This is a genomic window from Mycobacterium terramassiliense (assembly GCF_900157385.1).
GTDB classification, from domain to species: domain Bacteria; phylum Actinomycetota; class Actinomycetes; order Mycobacteriales; family Mycobacteriaceae; genus Mycobacterium; species Mycobacterium terramassiliense.
Map to the genome: position 1 here is coordinate 1,857,192 of NZ_LT717701.1, position 12,695 is coordinate 1,869,886.

Annotated in this window: 11 protein-coding genes; 8 read left to right on the top strand and 3 right to left on the bottom strand. The window is 69.9% G+C overall.

Annotated features, from left to right (window positions below):
- The first annotated feature begins 12 nt into the window (after positions 1 to 12).
- The 3 genes from MTAB308_RS23585 to MTAB308_RS30360 all read left to right on the top strand — a co-directional run bounded on the left by MTAB308_RS23585 (position 13) and on the right by MTAB308_RS30360 (position 4,730).
- A complete protein-coding gene (locus MTAB308_RS23585; protein ID WP_173842222.1) occupies positions 13 to 1,911 on the top strand; it encodes an ABC transporter family substrate-binding protein in 1,899 nt (632 codons plus the stop codon).
- A 120-nt stretch (positions 1,912 to 2,031) separates the two neighbouring features.
- Positions 2,032 to 2,208 (top strand): PE domain-containing protein, encoded by a 177-nt coding sequence (locus MTAB308_RS30355; RefSeq protein ID WP_083746640.1) that lies wholly within the window; start codon positions 2,032 to 2,034, stop codon positions 2,206 to 2,208.
- Positions 2,209 to 2,432: 224 nt separating this feature from the next.
- Entirely contained in the window at positions 2,433 to 4,730 is a 2,298-nt protein-coding gene (locus MTAB308_RS30360) for a PE domain-containing protein (RefSeq protein ID WP_077102621.1), read from the top strand.
- Here MTAB308_RS30360 and MTAB308_RS23600 read toward each other — a convergent pair.
- A complete protein-coding gene (locus tag MTAB308_RS23600; protein WP_077102623.1) occupies positions 4,727 to 5,335 on the bottom strand; it encodes a TetR/AcrR family transcriptional regulator in 609 nt (202 codons plus the stop codon). The genes MTAB308_RS30360 and MTAB308_RS23600 overlap by 4 nt on opposite strands.
- A gap of 84 nt (positions 5,336 to 5,419) precedes the next feature.
- Between MTAB308_RS23600 and mshB the strand changes: the two genes are divergently transcribed.
- Both mshB and MTAB308_RS23610 read left to right on the top strand, forming a co-directional pair.
- Complete coding sequence (gene mshB, locus MTAB308_RS23605) at positions 5,420 to 6,337, top strand: N-acetyl-1-D-myo-inositol-2-amino-2-deoxy-alpha-D-glucopyranoside deacetylase (RefSeq protein ID WP_077102625.1); 918 nt, start codon at positions 5,420 to 5,422, stop codon at positions 6,335 to 6,337.
- A 92-nt stretch (positions 6,338 to 6,429) separates the two neighbouring features.
- Complete coding sequence (locus MTAB308_RS23610; RefSeq protein WP_077102627.1) at positions 6,430 to 6,891, top strand: hypothetical protein; 462 nt, start codon at positions 6,430 to 6,432, stop codon at positions 6,889 to 6,891.
- An 8-nt stretch (positions 6,892 to 6,899) separates the two neighbouring features.
- Here the strand turns inward: MTAB308_RS23610 and MTAB308_RS30365 are convergent, their stop codons facing one another.
- Positions 6,900 to 7,997 carry a PE family protein gene (locus MTAB308_RS30365; protein WP_077102629.1) on the bottom strand — a complete coding sequence of 366 codons (1,098 nt, stop codon included), beginning with the start codon at positions 7,995 to 7,997 and terminating at the stop codon, positions 6,900 to 6,902.
- A 152-nt stretch (positions 7,998 to 8,149) separates the two neighbouring features.
- Here MTAB308_RS30365 and MTAB308_RS23620 point away from each other — a divergent pair, with 152 nt between their 5' ends.
- Together MTAB308_RS23620 and MTAB308_RS23625 are read left to right on the top strand one after the other, a co-directional pair.
- A complete protein-coding gene (locus MTAB308_RS23620) occupies positions 8,150 to 10,825 on the top strand; it encodes a bifunctional FO biosynthesis protein CofGH (protein WP_245831479.1) in 2,676 nt (891 codons plus the stop codon).
- Positions 10,826 to 10,864: 39 nt separating this feature from the next.
- Positions 10,865 to 11,638, top strand: a complete 774-nt coding sequence (locus MTAB308_RS23625) for a maleylpyruvate isomerase N-terminal domain-containing protein (RefSeq protein WP_077102633.1) — start codon at positions 10,865 to 10,867, stop codon at positions 11,636 to 11,638.
- An 8-nt stretch (positions 11,639 to 11,646) separates the two neighbouring features.
- Here the strand turns inward: MTAB308_RS23625 and MTAB308_RS23630 are convergent, their stop codons facing one another.
- The gene (locus MTAB308_RS23630; RefSeq protein WP_077102635.1) at positions 11,647 to 11,982 is read right to left on the bottom strand and encodes a hemophore-related protein; all 336 of its coding nucleotides are present in this window, start codon (positions 11,980 to 11,982) and stop codon (positions 11,647 to 11,649) included.
- 385 nt (positions 11,983 to 12,367) lie between these two features.
- Between MTAB308_RS23630 and fdxA the strand changes: the two genes are divergently transcribed.
- A complete protein-coding gene (gene fdxA / locus MTAB308_RS23635) occupies positions 12,368 to 12,694 on the top strand; it encodes a ferredoxin (RefSeq protein ID WP_077102637.1) in 327 nt (108 codons plus the stop codon).
- Position 12,695: the final 1 nt, after the last annotated feature.

A 12,695-nucleotide genomic window follows, 5' to 3' on the forward strand; every position in this document is an offset into this window, starting at 1 on the left:
CTCGATACCCTGATGGGCGTGCCAAGACCAGCCCGCCGCCTTTTCCTGACGGGCGGCGCGGTGGTCTCGCTGTTCGGGCTGGTGCTGGCGGCGTGCACCGTCAACCCGCCGCCGGCGCCGCAGAGCACCGACACACCTCATAACTCGGCGCCGCCGCCGCAGCGGCCGACCCAGATCATCATGGGCATCGATTCGATCGGCGCCGGGTTCAACCCGCATCTGCTTTCGGACCTGTCGCCGGTGAACGCGGCGATCAGCGCGTTGGTGCTGCCCAGCGCGTTTCGGCCGGTGCCCGACCCCAACACCCCGACGGGCTCGCGCTGGGAGATGGACCCGACCCTGTTGGTCTCCGCCGAGGTGACCAACCAGAACCCGTTCACGGTGACCTACAAGATCCGGCCCGAGGCGCAGTGGACCGACAACGCCCCGATCGCCGCCGATGACTTCTGGTACCTGTGGCGGCAGATGGTCAGCCAGCCCGGCGTGGTCGACCCGGCCGGATACGACCTCATCACCGGCGTGCAATCGCTCGAGGGCGGCAAGCAGGCCGTGGTCACCTTCGCGCAACCGTATCCGGCCTGGAAGGAGCTGTTCAGCAACATCCTGCCGGCGCACATCATCAAGGACGTGCCGGGCGGTTTCCTGGCCGGGCTGGCCCGCACGCTGCCCGTCACCGGCGGCCAGTTCCGGGTGGAGAGCATCGACCCGCAGCGCGACGAGATCCTGATCGCCCGCAACGACCGCTACTGGGGCCCGCCCGCCAAACCCGCGCTGATCCTGTTCCGCCGCGCCGGCGCCCCGGCCGCGCTGGCCGATTCGGTGCGCAACGGCGACACGCAGGTGGCCCAGGTGCACGGCGGCTCGGCGGCCTTCGCCCAGCTCTCGGCCATCCCGGACGTGCGCACCGCCCGGATCGTGACGCCACGGGTCATGCAGCTCACGCTGCGGGCCAGCGAGCCGAAGCTGGCCGATGCGCAGGTCCGCAAGGCGATCCTGGGCCTGCTCGACGTCGACCTGCTGGCGGCCGTGGGCGCGGGCAGCGACAACACCGTCACGCTGGACCAGGCCCAGATCCGCTCGCCGAGCGACCCCGGCTACGAGCCGACGGCGCCGCCCGCCATGACCACCCCGGCGGCGCTGGCGCTGCTGTCGGCGTCCGGCTATCAGATCGAGACCAACCCGTCGGCGTCACCGTCTCCCACCCCCGCGAGCCCCGGGCCGCCGGAGGTCATCCGCGGCCGGATCAGCAAGGACGGCCAGCCGCTCTCGCTGGCCATCGGGGTGGCCGCGAATGACCCGACCTCGGTCGCGGTGGCCAACACGGCCGCCGACCAGTTGCGCAACGTCGGCATCGACGCGACGGTGCTGGCGCTGGACCCGGTGACCCTGTATCGCGACGCGCTGACCAACAACCAGGTCGACGCGATCGTCGGCTGGCATCAGGCCGGCGGCAACCTGGCGACGCTGCTTGCCTCGCGCTACGGGTGCCCCGCGCTGCAGACGACGACGCTCTCGCCGTCGAGCACGCCGACCACCACACCCGCCGCGGCGCCGCCGCCCGGCGGCCCCGGCACCACCGCCGCGACGTCTCCGGTGACGCCGACGCCGGCGCCGCCGGCCTCCCGCCCGCCCGAGCCCGGCGCGCTCGTGCAGGCGCCGTCGAACCTCACTGGAATCTGCGATCGCAGCATCCAGTCGAACATCGACGCCGCGCTCAACGGCACCAAGAACATCAACGACGTGATCACCGCGGTCGAACCGCGACTGTGGAATATGTCGACGGTGTTGCCGATCTTGCAGGACACCACCATCGTGGGGGCCGGGCCCAGCGTGCGGAACGTCAGCCTGACGGGCGCGGTACCGGTCGGCATCGTCGGCGACGCCGGCCAATGGATCAAAACCGGGCCGTAACGGCGCCGCGGCGCCCGCCCGAGAGTCTGAAAGCCGCGATTTCCAAAAACGCCGTTTCCGCGACGGCGGAGCGATACCCGCTCGGTCATCCCGAGTTGATCTGTTCGTCGGAGGTGCACGATGTCTTTCCTGATCGCGGCGCCGGAGATGGTGGCAGCGGCGGCAACGGATCTGGCGAATATCGGTAAGACGATCGGCTCCGCTAACGGCCTCGCTGGCGCGGCAGCAGGTCTTCAACGGCGGCCAGATCGCCGGCCTGGTGGGATCATTCGACCAGCGCTGGGCGGGCGCGTTTGACTTGGCGGACGTGCTCCTCGGGACGTAAAGCCGCATCGAGCCGTGTGAATCGAAAGTAACGAATTAATCACACGAATTAATCCGATCGGGTATTCGCGAAGTTCGTTAATGCAAACAACCGTTTTCAGTACGCCATTTCGATACGCTGCGGCCATCGCAACGCCTGCCCGATCGGGCGACGGGGGTAGAGCGACCATAGCTGTGCTGAACCGGGGAGGTCTTCAGTGTCGTTTCTCATCGCAGTGCCCGACCTAATCGCCGATGCGGCAAGCAATTTGGCGAACCTTGGCTCCGTCATCGGCTCCGCCAACAGCGCGGCCGCCGCCGCGACCACGGGGTTGCTGCCCGCGGCAGCGGACGAGGTTTCGGCGGAAATTGCCGCGCTCTTTTCCTCGCATGCCGCCGGCTATCAGCAACTCAGCGCGCAGGCGGCGGTATTCCACCAGCAGTTCGTGCAGAGTTTGACCGCCGGTGCGGGCAGCTATGCCGCCGCCGAGGTAAACGTCGTGCAGACGCTCGCGAGCGCGGTACCGGCGCTCGGCATCGACCTGAGTGGTGGGCTCGCCGGCCTCGAGGCCAGCCTGAGCGCCGACCTCAACGCGATCGGTGTCTCGCTGAACGCCGCGGTGTCGGCCAGCCTCGGAGGCAGCCTCGGGGCCAACCTCGGGGGACTGGCGCCCCTGGGTGCGGCGATCGCCACCAACGTGAACGGCGGGCTGACGACGTTGGCGCAGACCGGCGGCGCGCTGGCCACCAACGTCGGCACCAGTCTTTCCGGGCTGGCGGGCGGCTTCAACGCCGCGCTGCCCGGGCTGCAGGCCAGCCTGGGCGGCGGGCTTTCCGGGCTGAACGCCTCCCTCAACGCCGCGTTGTCGGGCGGCCTGGGCGGCAGCCTTGCGGGGTTGGGGCCGCTCGGTGCAACGTTGGCCGCCAACTTCAGCAATGGCCTGTCGGGATTGGTCCAGAGCGGTAACGCGCTCGCGGCGAGCCTCGGCGCCGGGTTGCCCGGCCTGATCGGCGGCCTGAGCCTGGCGTTCCCGGGCCTCGCGGCCAGCCTGAGTGGCGGGCTTTCCGGGTTGAGCGCCTCCCTCAACGCCGCGTTGTCGGGCGGCCTGGGCGGCAGCCTTGCGGGGTTGGGGCCCCTCGGCGCGACGTTGGCCGCCGACATCGGCAGTGGCCTTTCGGGATTGGCGCAGACCGGTGGGGCGCTGGCGACCAACCTGAGCGCCGGGCTGTCCAACCTGGCCGGCAGCTTGACCGCCGGGCTGCCGGGGCTGAGCGGCGCGATCAACGCCGCGCTGTCGGGCGGCTTCGGGGGCAGCCTGTCGGGCCTCGGCGCCGCCCTGTCTGGTGCCTTGCAGACCGGTGGCTCGCTGATCGGCAACCTCGGCGCCGGCCTGCCGGCGTTGATGGGCGGCTTTGCCCTGCCGACCAACCTGAACGCCGCGCTCGCGGCGCTGGGCGGCGTCTTCGGCTTCAGTCCGAGCCTGGGCGCCAGCATCAGCGCCGGCCTGTCGGGGCTCAGCGCCCAACTCAACGCCGCCTTGAACGGGGGCCTCAGCATCGGGCTTGCCGGGCTGCCCACTCTGTTCGCCAACCTGGTGGCGCCCTGGCAAGTGCTGCTGACGGCGCCGAGCGTGCCCGCCTTCCTTACTCAGTTGCAGGCGATGGAGCTCGGCTTCAACGGCGCGTTGATCACCAACGAGCTGGGCTTCAACGGCGCCTTGGTCGCCCAGGAGACGGCGCTGGAGACGGCCCTGTTCGGCGGCACCGGCGCGGTCGGCGGCGTGCTCGACAGCTTCTTCAACTTCTGGAACACGGTGCTGGGCACCGGCGAGGTGACCTTCGACAGCCTGTTGGGCGCGCAGCTCCCGACCGGCGGCGCCATCCTGGCGAGCCTGGCGGTCGGCGCCCCGGCCAACCTGATCGCCGGCGGCGCGCTCGGTGGGTTCCTGGGGGCGGTGGACACCAAGTTCCTGTGGGACCTCGACGTCATCAGCGCGGTGGCGACGTCGCTGACCGGCAACGGCTCCCTGCAGGCCGCGTTGACCGCGGGGATCAACGCGGCCGGCTTGCAGGCCTCGCTGAACGGGGCGCTCAACGGATCGCTGTTCGCCGGCCTGCCCAACCTCGGGGTGGCGCTGGTGGCGGCGCCCACCGCGGGGTTGCAGGGCCTGGCTTCTGGCCAGCTCAACTTCCTGTCCAACCTGATTCCCGCGGAGGTCGGCTTCAACACCAACCTGGTGAACAGCGAAATCGCTTGGGAGACAAGTACGTTCGGGAGCAACGCCGCCTTCAACGGCGGACTGAACCGGCTCTTCAACGCGGGCAACCTGATTCTGGGCACCGGCGAGCAGACGGTGAACAGCTTCGTGGGCGGTGTCCAGGCGCCGGCCATCAGCACGTTGCTGACCGGTACCGCGGCGCAGGTCTTCAACGGCGGCAACATCGGCGGCATCGAGGGCATCTTCGACCAGACCCTGGCCGCTGGCACCGATTTCGCCGGCTTGTTCCTGGGCTAGTCGCTCGCGGCCACCGAGCGTGGCGGGATAACCGTGTCGACGATGGTCGCCAGGTCGCGCCGGTTCGGCGGCTCACCGGTGAGCATGAACTGGTGGTTGATCAGCGCCGGCCCCACTCGCGCGGTCAGCGGTGTGACCGTGCCCGGGTCGAGGTCGCCGTCGTCGACGGCGGCCTGCAGGATCGATTCGAGGATCTTGAGACGCGGGCACACCACGGCGTCGGCAAAGATGGCGCGCATTTCCGGTTCGTGCAGCAGCTGGTGGATGACGTCCAGTCCGGGGAAGCTGGTCTTGCCGGCCAGCATGTCGCGGTGCGCGGTGAACATCGTCAGCAGGTTCTCCCGGGCCGACCGGCCGGTGCGCAGCTCGGGCAGCGGCGGCAGGGCATAGACCAGCGCGGCGTGCACCAGATCATGCTTGCTGCACCAGCGCCGGTACAGAGCGGCCTTGCCGGTGTGGGCGCGCGCCGCGATCCCTTCCATCGTCAGCCCGCCATATCCCACTTCGGCCAACTCGGCCAGCGTGGCCTCGTACAACGCACGTTCGAGCACTTCGCCTCGTCGCCGCCTCCGCGTGCCACTCCGGTCCTGGGTTAGCTGCGACATTTCTCGATAGTAGCCGCCCGCGTTCCTATCCGCTGCCTTGCCGTGCTGCGCCATCGCCGCCGAGCGCCGCGGTAGGGTGCGTCCATGCCCGAGACTCCGCGGCTGCTGTTCGTTCACGCGCACCCCGACGACGAGAGCCTCAGCAACGGCGCCACCATCGCGCACTACACCGCGCGCGGCGCGCAGGTCGACGTTGTCACCTGCACCCTCGGCGAGGAGGGCGAGGTGATCGGCGATCAGTGGGCCGGGCTCGCCGTCGATCACGCGGACCAACTCGGTGGCTACCGAATCGGCGAGCTCACCAACGCATTGCGGGCGCTCGGCGTCAGCGCACCCCGCTATCTCGGCGGTGCGGGACGGTGGCGCGACTCGGGCATGGAGGGCACCCCGACACGGCGGCGCGAGAGGTTCGTCGACGCCGACGAGCGCGAGGCCGTCGGCGCGCTGGTCGGCATCATCCGCGCGCGGCGCCCGCACGTCGTCGTGACCTACGACCCGGGCGGCGGCTACGGCCACCCCGACCACATCCACGCCCACACCGTCACGACGGCCGCGGTCGCATCTGCCGGCTCGCACGCCGGCGACGCCGACGACTACCCCGGCAAGCCCTGGGCGGTGCCGAAGTTCTACTGGACGGTCCCGGCGGAGAGCGCATTCCACGCGGGGTGGCGGGCGCTGGAGCGCGAAGACCTGCTGCCCGACTGGGTGATTCCGCCCCACGAGGAGTTCGACTTCGGGTACGCCGACACCGACATCGACGCCGTCGTCGAGGCGACCCCGGAAGCGCTCGCGGCGAAGACGGCCGCCCTCGCCGCGCACGCCACGCAGGTCGTCGTCGGCCCGACCGGCCGGGCCTGCGCCCTGTCGAACAACATGGCGCTGCCCATCCTCGCCGAGGAGCACTACGTCCTGGTGGGCGGCGCCGCGGGGGAGCGCGACGGGCGCGGCTGGGAAACGGATCTGCTCGCGGGGCTGGGTTTCACCGCCGCCGCGGCGCGGTAGGCTGCGAAACAGGCAGCCACGGAAGGAATTAGCATGGACCCCGACCTGGACCCTAACCAGCAGCACTGGCAGGACCGGCTCGACAGCCTGCAGTGGGTCATCGGCTCGATACTCGCCAACATCGACAGCGTTCCGACCTGACCGAAACGAAGCCGCGCGCCGCGTCCGCTGAGGACGGCGGCGCGACCGATCCCGCGATTCGTTTCGTTGTGTTGGCGCTGCTGGCCGTCGACGGGATCCTGTCGGCACTCGCCGGCGCGCTCCTGCTGCCTACCTATATCGGCTCGGTTCCGTTCCCCATCAGCGGGCTGCTCAGCGGACTGCTGAACGCGGCACTGGTCTGGGCCGCCGGGCTGTGGACCAAATCTCCGCGGGTGGCCGCGCTGCCCCTGTGGACGTGGCTCCTCACGGTGGCCGTGATGAGCATGGGCGGGCCGGCCGACGACGTCATTCTGGGGGGTCGGGGGCTGATGGCGTACGGGGCCCTGCTGCTGATCGGACTCGGCGTCGCGCCGCCGGTATGGGTGCTGTTGCGGCGCGGCCGCTGGGGCTGACCGGCCGGTTACGGGAAGAACGGCGGCAGCGGCGGGAGCGGCGGCAGGAAGCTCAAGAACCAGTTGATCTCGGTCTGGATGAAGTAGTTGATCGATGCCGTGGTGGCCCCGATGAAGTTGTTCAGCCCCTGGGCAAAGGTGATGGTGCCGCCCAGCCAGTCCAGGAGGTTGAACAGCCCGCTCTGCACCATGGGCTCGAAGAGGTTGTAGACGTACATGATCTGTGGGGCCACTATCCAGCCGATCCAGGGCAACCAGCCCGCGGCGTAGGAGGCCAGCTCGAAGCCGTACTGCACGTACGGCTCGATCAGCAGGTAGGCGTTCTCGATCGACTCGGCGATAGGAGCAAATGCGTTGGCCGCCGACACCGCCGCGGCGTTGGTCACGGCGGCCGGCGCGAGCAGGGCGCTGGCCGCGGTCAGCGCCCTCACCCCCCCGGTGGGCCCGAGCAGCAGCGCGGCGGCCTGGCTGACGCCGCCGAACAGCCCGGCGCCACCCAGGAGATTGGCGGATCCCGCCACGACGCTCTCGACCTCGGTCATCGCACCGGACACGGCGTTGACGGCCGCACCCGACAGGGCGTTGACGGCCGCACCGGCCTGACCGGCGATCGCCTGGGCGCCACCGCCGAGCAGCCCGGCTCCGAGCAGCCCCGCGCCGCCGCCCAGGAAATTGGTGGAGCCCGCTACGACGCTCCCGGCCTGGTTCACCGCACCGGACACGGCTCCACCGGCCACCGCGGCCGCACCGGCGACGCCGGTGGCCCCGCCGCCGCCGAGCAGCGTCGCGGCGGGGGCGTTCGCCGCAGCGGCGAGGTTCTGCGCTGCGTCGGCCTCGGCCGTCGCGTACGCACCGGCGCCGGCGCTCAACGTCTGGACGAACTGGTCGTGAAACCCGGCGATTTGCGCGCTGATCTGCTGATATCCCAGCCCGTGCTCGGAAAGAAACGCGGCGACCTGCGCCGACACCTGATCGGCGGCGGCCGCCGCCACCGCGCTGGTCGGGGCCGCCGCCGCGGCGTTGGCCGTGCTGAGGGTCGATCCGATGCCGGACAGGTCCGAAGCCGCTGCTGCGAGCGCCCCCGGGTCGGCGAATAGGAACGACATCTAGCACCTCTCTGAGATACGACGGATGGTAACGCGGTCGCGGCGGGTTAGCGGGCAAGTCCAACAAACACATAGCAAAGGGCCGCGGGTGCCACCGGCGGGCCGGGATGTCGGCGGCGGAGTGGCCGCGGCCGAGCGCTACTGTTGCGCGTATGGCACCGTTGCCCAAGGTTCCACAGGTTGGGCCGGCGGATGAAATTCGATCGTGGGGAAGTTACACCAACGTGCCACTGACACCGGGAACACCGGAGCCTCTGGAGCCCGTCGCCCTGCCCAGCCCCGTCGTTCCGGCTGCGACCTTGCCGAGGGCCGGCGCGTCGGCGTTGCGGCGCGTCCTGCGGCGGGCCCGTGACGGGGTCGCGCTGAACCTCGACGAGGCGGCCATCGCGATGACAGCGCGCGGCGAGGATCTTGCCGACCTGTGCGCGAGCGCGGCGCGGGTGCGAGATGCGGGCCTCGAGTCGGCCGGGCGCCGCGGCCCGGGCGGACGGTTACCGATCAGCTATTCGCGCAAGGTGTTCATTCCGGTCACCCACCTGTGCCGCGACACGTGCCACTACTGCACCTTTGTCACTGTCCCCGGCAAACTGCGGGCCCGCGGCGCCGGCATGTACCTGGAGCCCGACGAGATCCTCGACATCGCCCGCCGCGGGGCCCAACTGGGTTGCAAGGAGGCGCTATTCACCCTCGGTGACCGGCCCGAGGACCGATGGGACGAGGCGCGTGATTGGCTTGACCAGCGGGGCTACGACTCCACCCTGTCCTACGTCCGGGCGATGGCCATCCGGGTGCTGGAGGAGACCGGGCTGCTGCCGCACCTGAACCCCGGCGTGATGAGCTGGTCGGAGATGTCGCGGCTCAAGCCGGTGGCGCCGTCGATGGGCATGATGCTCGAGACCACGTCGCGACGGCTGTTCGAGACGAAAGGGCTTGCGCACTACGGCAGCCCGGACAAAGACCCGGCGGTTCGGCTGCGCGCGCTGACCGACGCCGGGCGGTTGTCGATTCCGTTCACCACCGGGCTGCTCGTCGGCATCGGCGAGACACTGCCCGAACGGGCGGACACCTTGCTGGCGATCCGCAAGTTGCACAAGGAGTTCGGGCACGTCCAGGAAGTGATCGTGCAGAACTTCCGGGCCAAGGAACACACCGCGATGGCCGCCGTTCCCGATGCGGGGATCGAGGACTACCTGGCGACCGTGGCGGTCGCGCGGTTGGTGCTCGGGCCGGGGATGCGCATCCAGGCGCCGCCCAACCTGGTGTCGCGGGAGGAGTGCCTGGCGCTGATCCGCGCCGGCGTCGACGACTGGGGCGGCGTGTCACCGCTGACCCCCGACCACGTCAACCCCGAACGGCCCTGGCCCGCCCTGGACGAGTTGGCCGCGATCACCGCCGAGGCCGGATACGAACTGGTGCAGCGGTTGACCGCACAGCCCAAATACGTCCAGGCCGGCGCGGCGTGGATCGATCCGCGGGTGTCCGGACACGTTGCGGCGCTGGCCGATCCGCGCACCGGCCTGGCCCGCGACGTCAACCCGGTCGGCATGCCCTGGCAGGAGCCCGACGACGTGGAGTCCGCCGGCCGGGTCGACCTGCACGCGGCGATCGACACCGAGGGCCGCAGCACCGAAGCCCGCAGCGACCTCGACAGCGCGTTCGGCGACTGGGAATCGATCCGCGCCCGGGTGCACGAACTGGGCGCGCAGGGCGCCAAAGCGCCAGAACGCCTAGACACCGACGTGCTTGCCGCCCTGGCCTCGGCCGAACGTGATCCCGCCGGCTGCACCGACGACGAGTACCTGGCGTTGGCGACCGCCGACGGCCCTGCGCTGGATGCGGTTGCCGCGCTGGCGGATTCGTTGCGGCGCGACGTGGTCGGCGATGACGTGACCTTCGTGGTGAACCGGAACATCAACTTCACCAACATCTGCTACACCGGCTGCCGGTTCTGCGCCTTCGCGCAGCGCAAGGGCGACGCCGACGCGTATTCGCTCTCCACCGCTGAGGTGGCCGACCGCGCCTGGGAGGCGCATGTCGAGGGCGCCACCGAGGTGTGCATGCAGGGCGGGATCGATCCCGAGCTGCCCGTGACCGGGTACGCCGAGCTGGTGCGCGCGGTCAAGGCCCGCGTGCCGTCGATGCACGTGCACGCGTTTTCCCCGATGGAGATCGCCAACGGTGTGACCAAGAGCGGGTTGAGCATTCGTGAGTGGCTGATCAGCCTGCGCGAGGCGGGTCTGGACACCATCCCCGGCACCGCAGCCGAGATCCTGGACGACGAGGTGCGCTGGGTGCTCACCAAGGGCAAGCTGCCGACGTCGATGTGGATCGAGATCGTCAGCACCGCGCACGAGGTGGGCCTGCGGTCCTCGTCGACGATGATGTACGGCCACGTCGACAGCCCGCGGCACTGGGTCGGCCACCTCAACGTGCTGCGCGACATTCAGGACCGCACCGGCGGTTTCACCGAGTTCGTGCCGTTGCCGTTCGTGCACCAGAGCTCGCCGCTGTACCTGGCCGGCGCGGCGCGGCCCGGACCCACCCATCGCGACAACCGGGCGGTGCACGCGCTGGCGCGGATCATGTTGCACGGCCGCATTTCTCACATCCAGACCAGCTGGGTCAAGCTCGGTGTCGAGCGCACGCGGGTGATGCTCAACGGCGGCGCCAACGACCTGGGCGGCACGCTGATGGAGGAGACCATCTCGCGGATGGCAGGCTCCGAACACGGCTCATCGAAGACCGTGGCGGAGCTGGCCGCCATCGCCGAGGGCATCGGACGCCCGGCGCGCCAGCGCACCACCACGTACGCCCCGCTGGCGGCGTAGTTCGGTTACTCGTCGGGGCTGCCGGGTATACCGGACGCCGTGAAGCGACAGATCGACGACGAGCGTTTCCCGGAATGGCGGCCCTTTCTGGACGCGGTGCAGCGGCGCCGACCGGACGCGGGCACCTGGTGCGAGGCCTGGACGGTCCGCGACGTGGTCATCCACCAAGCCGGAAACGCCGAGGAGCTCGCCCGGGTGCTCGGCGCCCACCTGGAGGGCGAACCCGTCGGCACGCGCGGCTTCGAGGAGCGCGAGGCTCCGCTGCGCGCCCTCAACGATGCGGACCTGTGGGACGCGTTCCACGACCGGATGGCCGCCCTGAACGAGGTGGCGGTCGCCGCCGACGGCGTCTCGCCGGATACCGACGTCGCCTGGACCGGTCGCACCATGAAGGTGCCGTGGTTCGCCGAGCACATGCGGGAGGAGCTCGTGTTGCACGGCTGGGACATCACCGGGGACTGCGATACCCGCACGGTGTTCCAGGCCGGGCTGGCCGAGCCCTGGATGACCTCGCACAGCGTCGTGGCCGTCGGACGTCCCCTGCTTGCCAAGGGCGCCAAGGGATTACGCCCGGGTGAGCGAATCGAAGCCCGACTGCGCGTTGCCGGCACCGACGATGTGCTGCTCGGCGCCGAAGCCGACCAGACCACCATCGCGATGGCCGAGCCCGAAGGCCCGGCCACCCTGGAGACCGATGCGGCCGCCCGGGTGCTATTGCTTTGGGGCCGTCGACCCGCGGACGGGTCGCGGATCTGCAGCGACGCCGGCCCGGAAGCGCTGGGCCGACTACGCCGTCTGCTCAGCGGCTACTGAGGTCTCGGTCAGTAGTTGTTGCAGCTGCCGGCCACCGACAGCACGTCGTTGAAGTACGGCGCGGCCTGCGGCATGGCCTGGATCTGGCGGGCCATCTGCAAGCGCTTCGGCGGCGGCGACGCGAGGAACTGGTTCAGGTAACTCACCGCGATCGGCGATGCGGTGAGCTGCGCGGCGGCAGCCGGGTCCGTCGCGTTGAGCGCCGCCATCACCTGCCCGTAGTTGCACGTCGTGTTGATGACCGGATCCAGGGGATCCGCGGATGCGATCCCGGAACCAGCAGTCAACGCGAACGCCACGCCGCCAGCGGCGGCGGCAAATTTGGTCAACGACAGCCTTGCCATCTGTGGACACCTTCCCCATTCAATGCACCGTCGGAAAACGGCGACGACATCAGCCCAACGGTTGCCGTCTGCGGTCGAGGCTACCAGGCCCCGTGAGCTTTCATCCTCGCAACCGTTATCGCACAGGAAGCTCTAATCGTAACTTTGCGCAGGTCAGCGCCGTGCGGAGGATGTTCGCCGTGAGTGAAAGCGGGCCGGGGCGGGGCCGGGCGGCCCGGCGGCGCGCGTGACGGCCCATTTTGCGCCCACGTGTTGCATGCCCAGTGGTTGACGTGTATGTGCAACGTCTAGTATCAGTAACCGAAAGCTTTCGCCGGGGCGGCCGAAGCCGCGGCGAGCCGAGCAGCCCACACGCGGTACATGGACAGAGCTGGAGGAGACGTCTGTGACGTACACGATCGCCGAACCCTGCGTCGACATCAAAGACAAGGCATGCATCGAGGAGTGCCCGGTCGACTGCATCTACGAGGGCGCCCGGATGCTCTACATCCACCCCGATGAGTGCGTCGACTGCGGGGCATGCGAGCCGGTCTGCCCCGTCGAAGCGATCTACTACGAAGACGACGTGCCGGAGCAGTGGAGCCAGTACACGCAGATCAACGCCGACTTCTTCGTCGAGCTGGGGTCGCCGGGCGGCGCGGCGAAGGTCGGCTTGACCGAGCACGACCCGCAAGTGGTCAAGGACCTGCCCCCACAGGGCGAAGGCGACTGAG

What these genes read in the sequence shown, in the direction of transcription:
- MTAB308_RS23600 (WP_077102623.1), bottom strand. Translation starts at nt 5,335, where the DNA reads ATGTCGCAGCTAACCCAGGACCGGAGTGGCACGCGGAGGCGGCGACGA.
- mshB (WP_077102625.1), top strand. Translation starts at nt 5,420, where the DNA reads ATGCCCGAGACTCCGCGGCTGCTGTTCGTTCACGCGCACCCCGACGAC.
- MTAB308_RS30355 (WP_083746640.1), top strand. Translation starts at nt 2,032, where the DNA reads ATGTCTTTCCTGATCGCGGCGCCGGAGATGGTGGCAGCGGCGGCAACG.
- MTAB308_RS23630 (WP_077102635.1), bottom strand. Translation starts at nt 11,982, where the DNA reads ATGGCAAGGCTGTCGTTGACCAAATTTGCCGCCGCCGCTGGCGGCGTG.
- MTAB308_RS30365 (WP_077102629.1), bottom strand. Translation starts at nt 7,997, where the DNA reads ATGTCGTTCCTATTCGCCGACCCGGGGGCGCTCGCAGCAGCGGCTTCG.
- MTAB308_RS23620 (WP_245831479.1), top strand. Translation starts at nt 8,150, where the DNA reads ATGGCACCGTTGCCCAAGGTTCCACAGGTTGGGCCGGCGGATGAAATT.
- MTAB308_RS23585 (WP_173842222.1), top strand. Translation starts at nt 13, where the DNA reads ATGGGCGTGCCAAGACCAGCCCGCCGCCTTTTCCTGACGGGCGGCGCG.